The organism is Sphingobacterium sp. UBA2480 (assembly GCF_002341965.1).
GTDB classification, from domain to species: Bacteria; Bacteroidota; Bacteroidia; order Sphingobacteriales; family Sphingobacteriaceae; genus Sphingobacterium; species Sphingobacterium multivorum.
Map to the genome: position 1 here is coordinate 271,693 of NZ_DDPA01000001.1, position 13,852 is coordinate 285,544.

The following is a 13,852-nucleotide window of genomic DNA, read 5'->3' on the forward strand; positions in this document are numbered from 1 at the left end:
AGCTTGGTCTTTAATTTGTATAGTATAGTTTATGGGAAAATTTTTAAAATTTTTAATTATCGTAGCCATTTTGGCAGTTGGCGCCTGGTTTGTGTATCATAAATATAACAGCGGACCGACAGTGGAAAGCAAACATCAGCTGTTGGTGGACCGTATTGAAGCCATGGGAAAACTGGAATTGGTCAAATACCGTTACAGTGATGTTGTAGAGCACAAAAACGTGAATACTTTTTTACCGGATGCAAGTGTATTACTCATCGTGAAAGCAGATGCTGTAGGCTGTGTGAATCTGACGAAACTTAGTCCGGAAGATATCACGGTTTTGGGGGATTCGGTCTCCATCAAATTGCCGGCTCCAGAAATTTGTTACATCAAGATCGACCACGAGGCGTCCAAAGTCTATGATACGAAAATGGCTTTCTTGCGCGAAGCAGAGCTCGTGGATGAAGCTTATAAAGCTGCGGAAAAAGCTGTTGCTGATGATGTAAAGAAATCGGATATCCTGCAGCAGACCAAGGCCAATGCAACCACCGTTTTTAAACCGCTCTTACAGGGATTGGGATTTTCGAAAATCAATCTGACCTTCGAATAGTGCCCAAATAAAAAAGCTAGACAATGTTTACATTGTCTAGCTCTCTACAATAAATCTAATCTCCAGCCATCTCACGACGGGAGGACTTCATAATTATGCTATTATCAAGCCAAGAACATTAGCCAAGTTACATTCGTTTTATTTTTTTGTCGTTGTATCCGGCTGTGGTGTCGGCGGGATTTCTCCACGGGATTCGGAAGATGTGGTGTCGCGATATTGTATCGTCGTGGTATCGTTGGGAACGGAATCACGCATCAGTTCCTGTGATTTTTGATCATCAGTTTTAGCGCCGTTACATCCATAGGCTGCTAAGTATAATAGACTGACGGCAATTAATTTTGTTGAGTTTTTCATATTATCTATCGTTTAATCATGGCATGCCACCTGCATGCACTTAGTAGGAGAACAAAGCTCAGGTCAAAAGCGTTTCGCTTTCTATATTTGCTATTATGATAGAAAAAGAAAATCAATCTTATTTTCTTTATTTTTTAGATAAATTCAATTGTAAAAAACCTTTTACAATTGGGTGCTGTTCCTAGAAGTACATAAGTTCATTAAACAGATAGCTATGATTCAGATAGTGCTTGTTGACGACCATCATTTGGTAAGAAGTGGTTTTCGGCTGATTTTAGAAACACAAGATGACATTACTGTTTTGGCTGATGTTGAAAGTGCTGAAGCAGCTTTGGATGTGTTGAATGTCGATCAGCGACCAGATATGATCCTTACGGATATTAATATGGGTGAAATGGGCGGGATAACCCTCATTGATTCCGTTAAACAGAAATACCCCGATATAAAAATCCTTGCTTTGACGATGGAAAATGACAAACACATTGCCGCAGATGTATTGCGTGCTGGAGCAGATGGCTATTTAGTGAAAGATAGTAGTTGTGATGAGGTACTTTTTGGTATACGGCAGGTTGCCAAAGGAGAAAAATATATCAGTGGTTCCTTAAGTGTTTCCTGCCTTAACGATTATAAAAACTTTGCGGACAGGGCTCCAGACCTAAATCGTGTTTTGTTAAAATATGATATTTCAGAACGCGAATTGCATGTCTTGGAACTCATCGCACAGGGATACACCAACGGCGAAATTGCAGATCGTATTTTTTTGAGCAAACGTACGGTGGAAGGGCACCGACAGAAACTGATCGAGAAAACGAATACAAAAAATACAGCTGGTCTTGTCAGCTTCGGTTTTCATCACATGCTCTTACATTGATTAAACAATAAAAACAAAAAATAGAGGAATATGGCAACAAAAAATGAAAACCGCGTCGTCGGAACCGAAATGGAAAAAAAGAAAAAGGTCAAGTTAGGTGTAAATGGAGAGACACTGCGAGATGTAGACGATAAGGATCAGGGCGATGCCGAGGCCGGAGTAGACCCGCAGGTGGATCAGTTGAACGAGATGCCCAATGATCCTACAGATAGGCCAAAAGAAAGGAAGAAATAAGAAAGACCCGCATTTAAAATTGCGGGTCTTTCTGTTAAGCTTAGTTTCTAGCTGAAAATCTGTATCTATTTTCAGGACTAATCAGCACTTGTCCGTGAATGACATTTCTATTTTTTGCCCTGCTTCTCAATGGCTTTAGCAAGTTCATCTTTCGTCATATCGTGACGCCCGGTGATCTCCATTTTCTTTGCCATTTCCAAGAGTTCAGCTTTGGTTTTATCAGAACTTCCGTTTTGCGATCCTTTAGACGCTGAAGCACTTTTTCCTGTTGTTGTCGCTGATTTTTTTTCTTTGTTAGCGTTGCTGCTTTGCGATTGCCCTTTGGCAGTCGTATGGCTTGAACTTTTTGTTGTATTCATAATATACTGTTTTATGTGTTATTTATATGCTGAACATGTTACAAGATCTAAAGGTTGGCCGATTTTATACGTTATTGAAACTGTACTACTACGCTTTGTTCTTTTTTTCTGTCGCAAACGCTTTAATGATGGCTTTATTAAAAGCGGGAAGATCGTCGGGCGTACGACTTGTAATAAGTTTGTCGTCAATCACCACTTCGCTGTCTTCCCATAATGCGCCTGCATTAATCAGGTCCATTTGAATGGCTTCAACGGACGTTATTTTTTTATCACGTACCAGATCCGCGTTAATCAGTAATTGAGGTCCATGGCAAATGGCTGCGATCGGTTTATCCCGTTCCCAGAAAGCATTGATCAATGCAATAGCCGTTTTATTCGTCCTCAATTTATCAGGATTGATGACCCCGCCTGGTAGCAGCAATCCGTCATATCGATTCTCTTCTGCCTCCTGCAGAGCTACATCGACAGGATAGTCATTTGACCATTCATCTCCATTTTTTGCCCGCACTGTTCCTTCAGCCGGTGATATAATGTCTGTTTTGGCGCCTGCATTTTCCAAGGCTTCCTTTGGGCTAGTCAGTTCAATTTCTTCAAATCCATCCGCGACCAATATCGCTATCCGCTTATTCTTTAAATTCTCCATATCACTAATTTTATTTACGTTCTTTCTATACTTAAAGAGAACGGATGTAAATCGGCGAAGGTTTGAAATAAATTGCCTTTAAATATCGACAAGTGCAAAGCTGGTATCGTCCTCGTGATGTGCTTTCAATACAGGCACTGCCACATTGTAAATCGGTATTCCAGAAGGGGACAGGGCCTTGAATTTTCCGGCATGCGCGTGCCCGTGGAAGGCAGCACTTACTTTACGCCGTTGCAAAGGTTCCATTAAATGCGTTGACCCTAAAAAAGGATAAATTTGCTCGGGCTCACCTAAAACAGTTTCAGCAATGGGCGCGTAATGCATTAAGGCAACTTTTTTTATGTCTGCATGTTCTTGTTCGAGGCGCGCCAAAGCTCGATCTAAAAGCAACGATTCGTTTACGGCTTCCTGCACAAAACTTTTCATGGCACCTTCACCAAACATTGATAACATATAACGGTCAAAACCACCGCCAAAGCCCTTTACGCCAGCAAAACCAATATTTTCGATCACGATAGCTTCACCATCCAAGACCGTAATTTTACTGTCTGTCAAAATTTGGCGGATCTGCTTTTGTCGTCCTTTCTCATAGTCGTGATTTCCCAGTACGGCGATGACTGGAACCTTAATAGATTGGAGTTCAGCAACAAGTAATTCTGCTTCTTCTTCATCCCCCGTATCCGTTAGATCACCGCAAAGTAAAAGGACTTTAGCCTTCTCCGAAATCTCCTCAAATTTGGTTTTCCATTTTCCGTGCTGGTTTGCATTCATATGTATATCGCCCAATGCGGCTATGGTTGTCTTCTTGTTCATATTAAACAGTTTTTATTGTGTATGACTTATAATCCCATTCTTTAATATCAATTTCATATTGCGTTTGATCTATCAAGGGTCCCAGACAAACTTTCTCCAAACAAGGAGGCAATTCATATTGATCCGCTGCGCGTTTAATGAGCTCATCAAATAAGTCTTTTGGGAGAATATCGCGATAGTCATGCGGATAAGTAAACTGAAAGATGAGCATTTGAGCCAACAAGAGGTGCCAATGTTGATCCATTCGCGTTAGTAAATGGTTCCAGTCCAAACTTTTTCCATATTTTAGCCAAATATGGTTAATATCGGCGCTGTCATGCCGCTCTCTGTTTTGTACATATAGTTTACACCATACTAGCTCTTCTGCTGGTACATAACGTACATCAGCATCAAAAAGAGTACCTTCATGTGCTCTGTCAAACCAATCCTGCTCAACAGTGCAATTGTGATTAACACTATCGAAAATAATATCAATGAAATAGGGGTCTTTGTAAATCTTGGCGAGCCATCGCACATCTGTCAATTCGGTCTCATAACCATTAGCGGCAAGGTGTTTAAGAATTTTTGGGTATTCGCTGCTTTTGCAAAAGATATCCATATCCTTAATAGGCCGTATGATCCCAGTGTAGTGAAACATGGCTAAACCACCGCCCACCATAAATTGAGCTCCGCTATCCTGGAGCAGCCGCAATGTATCCTGAAAGAAGGCGAGACAATCTTCAGGTGGATTATCTAAATGAATCATATCGTTTGCTTTTCTTAAAGACAGTCAATTAAATGCAGTAGTTTGTTGACTGTCGATGAAAACGTATTATCCGCCTGTTGAATAGGTAAAAGTACTCAATTTGAAAAATGAGGGAACAGGGAAGGCTCCTACCGATGTTCTGAGATAAAGTAGGCTATTTTGAAATAAATAAAGAGCACATTGCTTCATGATGAAGATGGGCGTATAACAACGATCTAAACGGTATAAAAATATGGACAGTTTTTTTGGCTCTGGTGAAGACCTGACGATGATACAAATGGGGGCGCGTGCGTTTATGATGTTTATCATCGCACTTTTTTTGGTTCGATTGGGCGGAATTCGAATTCTCGGCCGAAAGTCCGGGGTGGATTTCGTCATCATTATTATGTTAGGTGCGGTATTAGCGCGGGGAATAGTTGGCGCTTCGCCGTTTCTATCAACCGTGTTTGCCGGCTTCGTGATGATTATTGTCAATAAAATCCTAGCCCAGGTATCGGCCAGGCTTCCCTATTTGGGTAATATGGTAAAAGGTAAGCCCGCTGTTTTATACAAGAACGGTAAAATCCAATGGGATCAAATGGACCGGTTGGGGGTAAGCCGTACTGATCTACTGACGAGCTTGCGGTTAGAGACAAATAGTAAGCACCTCGATGAAGTGGATATGGCTTTGATGGAGCCGAATGGGCGAATAAGTTTTATACTCAAGGAAAAGGCATAAATACTTAATCGTTAAGTTGTTATTGAAGTTATATGTACTTAATAATAAAATAAATCCTACTATGGAAAACAAGAAAAATTATTCTTTTTTTTATCGTAATGGCCTAAGCCTGGTGTTTGCAGCGCTTTTTGTCTTTTCCCTAGGCATGCAATGTTTTACGGGTTGGAAAGTACATAATGAAGAGTTGCTGGAGGCCAATCGTGCACCACTAGACATCATTGATTATTTGGGCACAGGACACTTTATGTCTGCAACTTTTGAAAATTTTGAGAGTGAATTTCTGCAGATGGCGATGTATGTGATTCTGACGGTGGGATTACGCCAATGGGGCTCTGCTGAATCAAAAAAAATAGGGGAAAAAGAAGAGGTAGACCGTGAACCGCAGCCCGGCCCGAATACCCCTTATCCTGTTAGAAAAGGTGGCTGGCTGTTGAAATTATATAGTTCATCGCTATTCATTTGCTTTGCGCTACTTTTTTTGGGGAGTTGGGTTGTGCACTTTTATGGAAGCTGGAGACAGCACAACACCGAACAGCGGTTTGAAGGTTTACCGGTAGATGACGCATGGACGTACCTCATTATGCCTCAATTTTGGTTTGAAACTTTCCAGAACTGGCAAAGTGAATTTTTGTCTGTTTTGGCAATTGTTGTATTCACCATTTTCCTACGTCAAAAAGGATCACCTGAATCAAAGCCTGTTGATGCTCCACATAGCGAAACGGGGAAGGGGTAACGAATAATAATAAAAGGTAAAAACTATGATTAAATATTTGTATTTGGCCATAGCATTCGCAGCTGTGGCAGCAACATCTTGCGATAATAGAATCAAAAGTAGCGAAAAGGAACAGAAAGTAGATACAACGGTCAACCAGAATGGTCTACCATTAGACAATATTCACCGTAGCCGTGGAAAAGATACGACTAAAAATAAGGCTGGGACCGTACAGGAAGCTGTACCATTGGACAATTTGGATCGAACTAAAGCTGAGGATTGAACAGGCAGCGTTGAGTAACATGAACACCTGTTTGTAGACGTTTGACCTGTTGCGTACTTCTACGACAGGGAGATATTTTTACTTAAATGCGAACTAAAGAGAACCATTGTTTTTTTTGCACTGTTCACTTTTCGAATAATTTCATACTTAAACTCAAAACATATGAAAAAGATTAGTTTATTGATATTGGCAATCCTTGGACTATGGGGATGCGGCAATAGCAGCAATAAAGGCAATCAGGCAAACGGCAGCTATGATTCCTCCAATACACCCGATGATGGGCAGGTTGGTGTTGGTATAAATGACTCGCTTGGCCGGGACAGCACCGATTCTTTGCAGCGGCAGCCTTCTCCGGCTAAACCCGATTAAACATAAAGACAAATTTAAAACGTAAAAGATTATGGGCCCAATAATTTGCGCCATGCTAAGGCTAAGCTTGGTCATCCAGCTTAGCCTATTTTTTTATACGGTGCACGCACAAAAGGCCGATTCTGTTCATCGATCGAAGGATTCGGTCAGTATTCTTGATTCGTTGCCGAGTAATCCACTGGCCTCGGCGAGAAACTTTTTGGAACAATGGCGTGAGCAGGTTGATCGTTATTATACTGGATTGGACAGTGTAAAGCGAGGAGTGGCCTGGCAGCGGCCGGATGATGGTCGGCTCGTGCCCAGTCAAGTAAAGCAGTATATCAGCCTGGTTAAACCCGCTGTGCATGATCTACAGGGAAAAGTTAGGGTGTTGCGCAAGCAAACGGTGCCCCAGGACTCCACGGCCAACTCATGGCGGGCGGTGCAAGATAGTGCCGCAACACTAGAACGTGATATTGAATCGCTCCTGTTGGACATGCAAGACCTTGGCGACAAGGCCGAGCAGCAGCAGAATGTGACTCAGGCAGCGCAAGAAGGAACCTTTTGGTATCACTGGAAAAGTATAATACAAAAGAACCTGGAGCAGGATGGACTATCGCAGCGTTACTACGATAGTGCCTGGGATGGTCGTTTCCTCCTTATCCTACTGAGCCTTATTTATTTTTATTGGCTTTATCAGATGCGCAGACGTGCCATAGGGGCCGAAGAGACATTGCCCTTACATCGCAATCAACCGTGGTGGATTCCTGTCCTCAAGTTTGCGGTCTTTTTCCTTATTCTCCTGCCACTGACTTCCCTTAGAATCCCCGTGATCGTGCTCGAATTGAGCTATCTGCTTATTTTCGGCTTTCTATATCTTTTGATTCGCCCGGAGTTATCCAATCAGCATCTGAAGATGATGCAATATGTGTTTTTTTATTATCTATTGGTACTTGCCAGCAATCTAGTGCTGGATACAGGTTGGATGTCGCGAATTATTGTCATGTTGATCAATTTATCTGGTATTTGCCTGCTTTGGCACCTCGGGCGGAAGGTCGACGGAAAAATACCTTTTGATTATCTGCGCCCCTTTTCACGATGGTTACTGCTAATTATCAGTATGGCCGCCATTATATTTAATCTGTTTGGTTTTCTAAATCTGGCCCGTACATGCAGTATCGCTGGAGCTGTAGGGCTATTGCAAGCATTCTCCCTGCATGCATTCCGCGACATGCTGTCTCATGATTTACTCAACTCTTATGAAAATTCGAAAGAAGACCGTTTTATAAATCGCTTTGATAAGCAGAAGATACTTGCCGCACTCCGTCGTATTATTGGTCTATTTGCGGGTATATTGGTCATTATTATCTGGGCCAACACCTTGCATATCACAAGTGAAATTCGTCGACTTGGGGATCGCTTGTTAAATAATACCCACACCATTGGTGGTGTTAATTATACGTATGGCGATGTGCTTTTAGCATTTGCAGTCATATGGACAGCAAATTGGATACAAAAAAATTTAAAAGACCTTCTTGATCAGCCCGACGCGAAAAAAAATCAGCGTCGAACAGCCTTATTACCACTCGTGCGTGTTGTCATTTTTATTGTTGGCTTCCTTATAGGAATACGTATTCTGGGGTTGGGAGTTGACAAGCTGACCGTCATTGTTGGTGCATTAAGTGTGGGGATAGGTTTAGGCCTGCAGAATATTATCAACAATTTTGTTTCAGGTGTGATTTTGGTATTTGAACGTCCGTTTAAAGTGGGGGATTATGTGGAACTTGCTGATAAAAAAGGGCAGGTCATGCAGGTGGGTATCCGATCGAGCACCTTATTAACAGACCAAGGGGCCCAAGTTATTATACCAAATGGAGATCTCCTTTCCGGTCGCCTGGTCAACTGGACGTTTGAAGAATCGGATATCCGTCTGAATCTTCAGTTGACCATCGTTACGGCACGCAGCATCGAAGAGTGGAAAAAGTGGTTGGAAGATACCATTACTAGCTTTAAGGAGATCGACAGAAGCCTGCCCATGAAAATTTTAACAAAGGATATTACGGCGGATGCCTATGTTGTATCAATTCAGGTAGGTATACAGAACGTGCAACAGATTGAATGGTTTAGGAGTAAGTTTCTTGAGCAAGTTAAAGCCGAAGCCGTATTTCATGATTCAAAAGTTACCTCGGTTTAAACAAAATTAGTTACTTCCCGAACGATAATAGATCCAACCTTGCAACTGTTCTAATTGATTTGATATTTTCAGATCTACGAGGGTATTCATTCCGAGTTCTTGGGATAATTTTCCGAATGCATCTAGTTCATGGACTGGGTAGAATATCGCGTGTTCATTGGGCATGTCTACATTTCCCTGTAAAAAACGGTAGCCCTCGGCATGTAGATTATCGATAAAGGTGTCGGTAACAGCCGCTAGATAATGCATCATTTTATTAATCCAGGTAAGTTCATCTTTAACCCGCATCGGATAGTGTTCATGCACAAAATCGAGGATCAGTTGTTCGCCCTCCATATCCCAGCCGTCGCGAATCATCGCTAGCCCCATGGAGCGCACTTCTTCCTGATAAAAATCCCGTCCATAGCTCATTTTTATTTCGCCTGCAATAGGGCTTTCTTCAATTTTGGCACGTAGTGCCATTTGTCTATTAAGGAGTTCGTGTATGTAGTCGAATGTCTGTTCCATGTGATGTAAGAAATAGCGAAGGACAGAGCCGTAATGGCTTTGTCCTCCGGAGTGAATTATTGGAAAAAATATGTTGTTATTTTAATGTTGGTTTTGGTACCTTATTCTTGATTGCTGGGGATGGCGCATTTGGTGTAATGGGCATGTCACTTATCGAAGGATCTGAAGGTTGCCAATTTTTAAGCTGATCAAGGTGCTTTTCGAACGCCGGAATTTTATCGGTGGCAAATTTCTTCAGGTCAGCATCTGTAATTGCTGTACCTGCGCTTGCATCTTTGAAAAGTGAAATTGCATCTTGATGGCTCTTAACCATCAGATCAGTGTAAACGCGGTCAAAATTGGCTGTGTCGGCCTTATTGAGTTGGTCGATCATGGCTTTATAATTTTGATCGTCACTCGTACGCAGCTGCCAATTTTTATTTTTTACAATGGTCGATAGTTCATTTCCTGCAGCGGTATGGTCATCAGTGATCATCTGTGCATATTGTTTGATCGTTGGGTTTTGTGATTTAGCAAGAGCAATGCTTGCCGCCTGCAGTTCGAAATTGTTGCTGGCCGTGGCTTTGCTGGCAAAGTCCAGATCTCCAGACTGTGGCTGAGCGGGATTACTGTCTTGCGCCTGAACGACAATTATACAGGCGAGGGTGGCTAGTAATATTCCCAGGGTTTTTAAAATGATTTTCATGATACTATTATTTAAATGTTAACGATTTTTTCTGTTTCGCGTATTATTTCCCTTTCTTCTATAGTTGATGACGATATAGGATGCTAAGAAAATAAAGACGATGCCAATAATGATGGATGTAAACATATGTTCTTCTTTCGTTGTGTTTTCAAGTGAACAAAGGCGAGGAAGGTAGCGTTTGAAAAGAGCCTATTTTGCGTATTTAAAGCAAAAATTGTGGTGCATACGCAAACATATCGTACTAATTCCCTCGTGGAGGAATAGCGCGACTTCAATTATTTATATGCTCTAGCAGAGACATCTCTCACGCCTTTTCAGAAAAAAGAATGCGGCGGTGGTCAAAATCTTTCCGTTGATGTTATGTATGCATTTGCCAAGAGCTATTTTTTTAAAACATTTTTGGCTTGAAAGCTGTTTCGTTCAAAAATCAATCACTAAACGAAAAAGAAAGAAAAACAGATAGCTATGACACAGTTGCTTTTGGTAGATGACCATACGTTAGTACGATCCGGTTTCCAATTAATATTAGAGGCGCAAGAAGATATAACTGTAATTGCGGGGATGGAGAATGGTCAAAAAGCCCTGGAATTTCTCAAGGGAGCCAAACCGGACATCATCCTGACTGATATCCATATGGAGGTAATGGATGGCATTCAGTTTATACAAGAAGTAAAAAAACATTATCCAGCCATAAAAATCATTGTTTTATCTATGGAAGACAATATCCAGATTGTTCAGGAGGTTTTAAATCTTGGCGCTGATGGCTATTTATCGAAAGATTCCAATGTAGAAGAGATTTTATTCGGAATTCAGCAGGTAAAACGTGGGCAACAATATATCAGTGCAGCATTAAGTATTGATTTGATCCGAAACTTATCAAAGTATGCGCAGTTGGATATTGATCGTACAGCAATAATGGCACGATACGACATCTCTGAACGCGAACTGTCTGTATTGGAATTGATTGCGGAAGGACATACAAATGCGGAAATAGCTGATCAAATTTTTTTGAGCAAAAGGACCGTGGAGGGCCATCGGCAGCAATTAATTGAGAAAACCGGTTCGAAGAATACGGCGGGACTTGTCCGTTTTGGTTTTCAGAAAAAGTTATTAAGATAGGATAGGGCGCAATGAACCCCGACACTGGAAAAAGAGCGGGGTTCTTCTGTTTTTTTGTCCACGTTATAGGGTTGTTGCATCTAAATCAGAAGGTGTTGTCACCGGTTGCGTAGGCAGCCCTTCCGCATCATTAGCACCCTCGTTTTCATCTCTTTCATCTTCTTCTGGAAATTCATCTTCACCTGCTGAACCAATTTCCTCATCGAAACCGGAATCATCCTGGCGGGGTATTTCAGGTTCTTCTGCATCAACTGCGAAGTCTAATTCTTCATCCGTTTCCAAATCTTCCTGATCAATTTCGGGTTCCTGATCCGGTGTATTTTCCGGTAGTTCTTCTTCATGCTCTTCCGGAATATCGTTCGGTAGATTTTGGGGGCCTGATTGTGCTACAATCGCTAAAGCGAGGATGGCCATACCTGGACGGACATCCTGAACTGTACATTTTTTATTCATACTGCGTTTAATTTATAATCGTTTGTTGATGAACCACTGTTGTTGCCAGATCGTTAACTGTGTTAGTACGCATTGTCATATGATTTGTACGTTAATTATAGCGTTGTTGTTCGCTATCATTTAAATTTTTGAAAAACGTGTTTTTACTTATAAAATGTGGTATATGCGTGATTTGCAGGATTTACACAGTTCTGGCGAACGAAAAAAGTTTGAGAGCTGTTTATTTGACGAACCGCTCGTTTGAGCATAAAAACTTAGTATTATGGCAACAACAACAGCAACAGCAGAAAAAAGTAAAACAAACACAAAATCAGGTAACACAGCAACTTCAAACGCTAATTCAGAAGGAAAAAAAGTACCTGCCGAAGCGGGGGCAGCGAAGGATCTAGCCGAATTATTTGAGGATGGATTAAAGGATATTTATTGGGCAGAAAAAGCGCTGACGAAAGCACTTCCTAAGATGGAGAAAAATGCAAGTTCAGAACAATTAAAATCTGCTATTTCTAAACATCTGGCAGAAACGGAAACACATGTGGATCGTTTGGAGCAATGTTTTGAGCTTATCAGAGTGAAAGCAAAAGCCGAAAAATGCGAAGCTATGGCGGGGCTACTTGAAGAGGCGGAAAGCCTTATGAAAGAAACAGAAGCTGGATCTGTCCGCGATGCAGCAATTATTGCTGCCGCCCAAAAGGTAGAGCATTACGAAATTGCCACGTATGGAACATTGGCAGCTTTTGCGAAAGTGTTAACACATAAGGATGCCTTAAAATTACTACTTGAAACACTGGGTGAAGAAAAGAAATGTGATGAAGATCTTAGCGCGCTGGCCGATACAAACCTCAATTCAAAAGCTGAATAAGTGTACAATAGACCTAGCGTGAACACTATTAAAAAATCAAAAATTTAAGTTATGGCATTAAATACAGGAAACGAAGGTGAAATCACCAAAAAGATAGAAGATCAAACTTCTAAACTACCATCCACCGTATTTTTAGGCGCTGCATTGCTGGCGATGGGTGTATCTGCCGCATTAAAATGCATGTCGAACGATAAAAACGCCCTATTTGTAAGTCAATGGGCTGCACCGTTCCTTCTATTGGGCATCTATAACAAGATTGTGAAAACTGAAGGACATGATTAACGTGCATTTTTTGTAAAAACACATCTGTAGAATAAATATAAAAGGCTCAATTTCATTGGGCCTTTTCCAAAAACGAAAAAAGCTATGAAGTATTCAGATAATATGGGAAGAAGAGCTGCTATCGGTAAAATAGGTTCTGGAATCTTGGCATTGAGTATCATTGGAAGTCCCGATCGCTCAGCGGGCCAAACCCAAGACAGACCGGTCAATCCGGTTAAAGAATACCCAAAACCGCCGTTCAAGAGCCAATCTCAACCTTGGCCTGGACTCTGCAGTGAAATGGAGCCCCGGCCGGATCATGGCGAGGATAGTTATAAAGGATCAGGAAGGCTCCAAGGGCGCAAAGCATTGATCACCGGGGGCGATTCGGGAATGGGACGTGCAGCAGCTATCGCTTACGCCCGAGAAGGGGCCGATGTTGCCATCAACTATTTGCCCGAGGAGGAGAAAGATGCGAAGGAAGTCATCGCTTTGATAAAAGCGGCGGGCCGAAAGGCAGTCGCTATTCCGGGAGATCTCCGTAAAGAAGAGTTTTGTATTCGGCTGATTGAGGACGCCGTACTTCAACTCGGCGGTCTGGATATTTTGGTCAGCAACGCGGCGCGGCAGCAGACAAAACCATCGATATTGGATATTACCACTGCGGAATTTGATGCCACGATGAAAACCAATATTTATGCACCTTTCTGGCTTATTAAGGCAGCCTTGCCTCATCTTAAACCTGGAGCTGTAATTATCGGTACAACATCGGTACAGGCCGCAGACCCCTCGGAAGATTTGTATGACTACGCACAGACAAAAGCTGCGACCACCAACTATATTCGGTCATTGGCCAAACAACTTGGTCCAAAGGGCATACGGGTCAATGGCGTGGCTCCCGGTCCAATTTGGACTGCACTACAGGTGAGTGGTGGTGCTACGCAGGAAAAGCTGGTGAATTTCGGAGGTGATACCCCCATGGGACGTCCGGGGCAACCCGCCGAACTTGCTTCAATCTATGTGCAATTGGCTGCGGCAGACGCAAGTTATGCGAACGGACAAATTTATGGGGCCGCGGGCGGCGGTGGACAGCCCTAAAAAT

20 protein-coding genes are annotated in these 13,852 nt (G+C 42.1%); 12 read left to right on the top strand and 8 right to left on the bottom strand.

All coding sequences use genetic code 11. The features are described from left to right. The first annotated feature begins 31 nt into the window (after positions 1–31). Complete coding sequence (locus B3600_RS01245) at positions 32–592, top strand: DUF4230 domain-containing protein (RefSeq protein ID WP_046676305.1); 561 nt, start codon at positions 32–34, stop codon at positions 590–592. A 138-nt stretch (positions 593–730) separates the two neighbouring features. Here the strand turns inward: B3600_RS01245 and B3600_RS01250 are convergent, their stop codons facing one another. After that, positions 731–946 (bottom strand): hypothetical protein, encoded by a 216-nt coding sequence (locus B3600_RS01250; RefSeq protein ID WP_286751815.1) that lies wholly within the window; start codon positions 944–946, stop codon positions 731–733. Positions 947–1,160: 214 nt separating this feature from the next. Here B3600_RS01250 and B3600_RS01255 point away from each other — a divergent pair, with 214 nt between their 5' ends. Together B3600_RS01255 and B3600_RS01260 are read left to right on the top strand one after the other, a co-directional pair. Continuing rightward, positions 1,161–1,817 carry a response regulator transcription factor gene (locus tag B3600_RS01255; protein WP_286751816.1) on the top strand — a complete coding sequence of 219 codons (657 nt, stop codon included), beginning with the start codon at positions 1,161–1,163 and terminating at the stop codon, positions 1,815–1,817. A gap of 30 nt (positions 1,818–1,847) precedes the next feature. Beyond that, positions 1,848–2,051 (top strand): hypothetical protein, encoded by a 204-nt coding sequence (locus B3600_RS01260; protein ID WP_286751817.1) that lies wholly within the window; start codon positions 1,848–1,850, stop codon positions 2,049–2,051. 107 nt (positions 2,052–2,158) lie between these two features. Here the strand turns inward: B3600_RS01260 and B3600_RS01265 are convergent, their stop codons facing one another. The 4 genes from B3600_RS01265 to B3600_RS01280 form a co-directional block, all read right to left on the bottom strand. After that, positions 2,159–2,410: a Rho termination factor N-terminal domain-containing protein gene (locus tag B3600_RS01265; protein WP_070564428.1), complete on the bottom strand. Its 252-nt coding sequence runs from the start codon at positions 2,408–2,410 to the stop codon at positions 2,159–2,161. 88 nt (positions 2,411–2,498) lie between these two features. Further along, positions 2,499–3,053: a type 1 glutamine amidotransferase domain-containing protein gene (locus B3600_RS01270; protein WP_204991153.1), complete on the bottom strand. Its 555-nt coding sequence runs from the start codon at positions 3,051–3,053 to the stop codon at positions 2,499–2,501. A gap of 78 nt (positions 3,054–3,131) precedes the next feature. Further along, positions 3,132–3,866, bottom strand: a complete 735-nt coding sequence (locus B3600_RS01275) for a metallophosphoesterase family protein (protein WP_286751818.1) — start codon at positions 3,864–3,866, stop codon at positions 3,132–3,134. Between the two features lies 1 nt (position 3,867). Then, positions 3,868–4,611 (bottom strand): nucleotidyltransferase domain-containing protein, encoded by a 744-nt coding sequence (locus B3600_RS01280; protein ID WP_286751819.1) that lies wholly within the window; start codon positions 4,609–4,611, stop codon positions 3,868–3,870. Positions 4,612–4,879: 268 nt separating this feature from the next. Here B3600_RS01280 and B3600_RS01285 point away from each other — a divergent pair, with 268 nt between their 5' ends. The 5 genes from B3600_RS01285 (at position 4,880) to B3600_RS01305 (ending at position 8,866) form a co-directional block, all read left to right on the top strand. Continuing rightward, positions 4,880–5,329, top strand: a complete 450-nt coding sequence (locus B3600_RS01285; protein WP_286751820.1) for a DUF421 domain-containing protein — start codon at positions 4,880–4,882, stop codon at positions 5,327–5,329. 61 nt (positions 5,330–5,390) lie between these two features. Beyond that, positions 5,391–6,062, top strand: a complete 672-nt coding sequence (locus B3600_RS01290) for a DUF6766 family protein (RefSeq protein ID WP_286751821.1) — start codon at positions 5,391–5,393, stop codon at positions 6,060–6,062. Positions 6,063–6,087: 25 nt separating this feature from the next. Continuing rightward, positions 6,088–6,324: a hypothetical protein gene (locus B3600_RS01295; protein WP_286751822.1), complete on the top strand. Its 237-nt coding sequence runs from the start codon at positions 6,088–6,090 to the stop codon at positions 6,322–6,324. 162 nt (positions 6,325–6,486) lie between these two features. Continuing rightward, the gene (locus tag B3600_RS01300) at positions 6,487–6,693 is read left to right on the top strand and encodes a hypothetical protein (RefSeq protein WP_046676320.1); all 207 of its coding nucleotides are present in this window, start codon (positions 6,487–6,489) and stop codon (positions 6,691–6,693) included. A 31-nt stretch (positions 6,694–6,724) separates the two neighbouring features. Continuing rightward, on the top strand, positions 6,725–8,866 hold the full coding sequence (locus tag B3600_RS01305; protein ID WP_286751823.1) for a mechanosensitive ion channel family protein: 2,142 nt from the start codon (positions 6,725–6,727) through the stop codon (positions 8,864–8,866). A 6-nt stretch (positions 8,867–8,872) separates the two neighbouring features. Here the strand turns inward: B3600_RS01305 and B3600_RS01310 are convergent, their stop codons facing one another. Continuing rightward, positions 8,873–9,373 carry a hypothetical protein gene (locus B3600_RS01310; RefSeq protein WP_286751824.1) on the bottom strand — a complete coding sequence of 167 codons (501 nt, stop codon included), beginning with the start codon at positions 9,371–9,373 and terminating at the stop codon, positions 8,873–8,875. A gap of 76 nt (positions 9,374–9,449) precedes the next feature. Beyond that, the gene (locus B3600_RS01315) at positions 9,450–10,058 is read right to left on the bottom strand and encodes a DUF4142 domain-containing protein (RefSeq protein WP_286751825.1); all 609 of its coding nucleotides are present in this window, start codon (positions 10,056–10,058) and stop codon (positions 9,450–9,452) included. Between the two features lie 465 nt (positions 10,059–10,523). On the opposite strand from B3600_RS01315, the gene B3600_RS01320 reads away from it, so the two are divergent. After that, a complete protein-coding gene (locus B3600_RS01320) occupies positions 10,524–11,177 on the top strand; it encodes a response regulator transcription factor (RefSeq protein WP_046676323.1) in 654 nt (217 codons plus the stop codon). 63 nt (positions 11,178–11,240) lie between these two features. Here the strand turns inward: B3600_RS01320 and B3600_RS01325 are convergent, their stop codons facing one another. Next, positions 11,241–11,630 carry a hypothetical protein gene (locus B3600_RS01325; RefSeq protein WP_286751826.1) on the bottom strand — a complete coding sequence of 130 codons (390 nt, stop codon included), beginning with the start codon at positions 11,628–11,630 and terminating at the stop codon, positions 11,241–11,243. A 262-nt stretch (positions 11,631–11,892) separates the two neighbouring features. Here B3600_RS01325 and B3600_RS01330 point away from each other — a divergent pair, with 262 nt between their 5' ends. From B3600_RS01330 to B3600_RS01340, 3 genes are all read left to right on the top strand, one after another. Then, positions 11,893–12,489, top strand: coding sequence for a ferritin-like domain-containing protein (locus B3600_RS01330; protein ID WP_286751827.1), 597 nt, complete (start codon positions 11,893–11,895; stop codon positions 12,487–12,489). A gap of 51 nt (positions 12,490–12,540) precedes the next feature. Continuing rightward, positions 12,541–12,771 (top strand): hypothetical protein, encoded by a 231-nt coding sequence (locus B3600_RS01335; RefSeq protein WP_286751828.1) that lies wholly within the window; start codon positions 12,541–12,543, stop codon positions 12,769–12,771. Positions 12,772–12,855: 84 nt separating this feature from the next. Further along, positions 12,856–13,848 (top strand): SDR family oxidoreductase, encoded by a 993-nt coding sequence (locus tag B3600_RS01340; RefSeq protein WP_115048624.1) that lies wholly within the window; start codon positions 12,856–12,858, stop codon positions 13,846–13,848. Positions 13,849–13,852 lie beyond the last annotated feature (4 nt).

What these genes read in the sequence shown, in the direction of transcription:
- B3600_RS01245 (WP_046676305.1), top strand. Translation starts at nt 32, where the DNA reads ATGGGAAAATTTTTAAAATTTTTAATTATCGTAGCCATTTTGGCAGTT.
- B3600_RS01250 (WP_286751815.1), bottom strand. Translation starts at nt 946, where the DNA reads ATGAAAAACTCAACAAAATTAATTGCCGTCAGTCTATTATACTTAGCA.
- B3600_RS01255 (WP_286751816.1), top strand. Translation starts at nt 1,161, where the DNA reads ATGATTCAGATAGTGCTTGTTGACGACCATCATTTGGTAAGAAGTGGT.
- B3600_RS01260 (WP_286751817.1), top strand. Translation starts at nt 1,848, where the DNA reads ATGGCAACAAAAAATGAAAACCGCGTCGTCGGAACCGAAATGGAAAAA.
- B3600_RS01265 (WP_070564428.1), bottom strand. Translation starts at nt 2,410, where the DNA reads ATGAATACAACAAAAAGTTCAAGCCATACGACTGCCAAAGGGCAATCG.
- B3600_RS01270 (WP_204991153.1), bottom strand. Translation starts at nt 3,053, where the DNA reads ATGGAGAATTTAAAGAATAAGCGGATAGCGATATTGGTCGCGGATGGA.
- B3600_RS01275 (WP_286751818.1), bottom strand. Translation starts at nt 3,866, where the DNA reads ATGAACAAGAAGACAACCATAGCCGCATTGGGCGATATACATATGAAT.
- B3600_RS01280 (WP_286751819.1), bottom strand. Translation starts at nt 4,611, where the DNA reads ATGATTCATTTAGATAATCCACCTGAAGATTGTCTCGCCTTCTTTCAG.
- B3600_RS01285 (WP_286751820.1), top strand. Translation starts at nt 4,880, where the DNA reads ATGATACAAATGGGGGCGCGTGCGTTTATGATGTTTATCATCGCACTT.
- B3600_RS01290 (WP_286751821.1), top strand. Translation starts at nt 5,391, where the DNA reads ATGGAAAACAAGAAAAATTATTCTTTTTTTTATCGTAATGGCCTAAGC.
- B3600_RS01295 (WP_286751822.1), top strand. Translation starts at nt 6,088, where the DNA reads ATGATTAAATATTTGTATTTGGCCATAGCATTCGCAGCTGTGGCAGCA.
- B3600_RS01300 (WP_046676320.1), top strand. Translation starts at nt 6,487, where the DNA reads ATGAAAAAGATTAGTTTATTGATATTGGCAATCCTTGGACTATGGGGA.
- B3600_RS01305 (WP_286751823.1), top strand. Translation starts at nt 6,725, where the DNA reads ATGGGCCCAATAATTTGCGCCATGCTAAGGCTAAGCTTGGTCATCCAG.
- B3600_RS01310 (WP_286751824.1), bottom strand. Translation starts at nt 9,373, where the DNA reads ATGGAACAGACATTCGACTACATACACGAACTCCTTAATAGACAAATG.
- B3600_RS01315 (WP_286751825.1), bottom strand. Translation starts at nt 10,058, where the DNA reads ATGAAAATCATTTTAAAAACCCTGGGAATATTACTAGCCACCCTCGCC.
- B3600_RS01320 (WP_046676323.1), top strand. Translation starts at nt 10,524, where the DNA reads ATGACACAGTTGCTTTTGGTAGATGACCATACGTTAGTACGATCCGGT.
- B3600_RS01325 (WP_286751826.1), bottom strand. Translation starts at nt 11,630, where the DNA reads ATGAATAAAAAATGTACAGTTCAGGATGTCCGTCCAGGTATGGCCATC.
- B3600_RS01330 (WP_286751827.1), top strand. Translation starts at nt 11,893, where the DNA reads ATGGCAACAACAACAGCAACAGCAGAAAAAAGTAAAACAAACACAAAA.
- B3600_RS01335 (WP_286751828.1), top strand. Translation starts at nt 12,541, where the DNA reads ATGGCATTAAATACAGGAAACGAAGGTGAAATCACCAAAAAGATAGAA.
- B3600_RS01340 (WP_115048624.1), top strand. Translation starts at nt 12,856, where the DNA reads ATGAAGTATTCAGATAATATGGGAAGAAGAGCTGCTATCGGTAAAATA.